This is a genomic window from Prosthecobacter gellanilyticus (genome assembly GCF_007992435.1).
GTDB classification, from domain to species: Bacteria; Verrucomicrobiota; Verrucomicrobiia; order Verrucomicrobiales; family Verrucomicrobiaceae; genus Prosthecobacter; species Prosthecobacter gellanilyticus.
Window position 1 is genome coordinate 1 of the sequence record NZ_BKAG01000134.1, and the last position, 685, is coordinate 685.

A 685-nucleotide genomic window follows, 5' to 3' on the forward strand; every position below is an offset into this window, starting at 1 on the left:
CCAACCCATGGCGTCCTTGGCGGTGACTTTGGAGAACGCCATGCTGATGGCTTCATCCAGTTGCTCAGGTGTCCGAGCCTCCAAGCTGCGTAGCACGTTCTTGATCTTGCTCCACATCTTCTCGATGGGATTGAGATCAGGTGAGTAAGCTGGCAGGAAGCGCACTTCGCCCCCCACACTGCGGACCAGCCTCTCCACTTCCGGACTCTTGTGCACCGACAGGTTGTCCATCACCACGATGTCCCCTGGCCGCAACGTCGGGCAGAGCACCTGCTCGATGTAAGTGACGAACGCCGCCGTGTCAGCAGCGCCCGCAAGATGCATGCAGGCCGTGGTGCCATCCAGCCGGATGGATGAGATCATCGTCGTGCTCTGCCAGCGTCCGCAAGGTGCTGCAGCGTGCAGACGGCGGCCGCGCGGTGCCCTGCCGCGCAAGCGGGTCATGTTCGTCTTGGCTCCGCTCTCATCCAGGAACACCAGCCGCCAGGGCTCTAAGGTGCCTTGCTTGCGCTTCCAGCGCCGCCGCGCGCGGCGGACGTCTTCGCGCTCTTGCTCGGCTGCGCGGAGTGTCTTTTTTTATATGTCAGGCCCATGTCCACAAGCACATAGTGGATCGCGGGCAGAGTGCAGTTGAGGCCCAGTTGTTCGCGCAGTTCAGCCAGGGTCATGTCCGGCTTGCGCTTGA

2 pseudogenes are annotated in these 685 nt (G+C 62.2%); both read right to left on the reverse strand.

Annotated elements, in window-relative coordinates:
- Window positions 1-507: pseudogene (locus BGE01nite_RS28815) on the reverse strand (IS630 family transposase); the annotation flags it as partial.
- Window positions 492-685 (reverse strand): annotated as a pseudogene (locus BGE01nite_RS29235) (hypothetical protein); the annotation flags it as partial. The pseudogenes BGE01nite_RS29235 and BGE01nite_RS28815, both read right to left, overlap by 16 nt.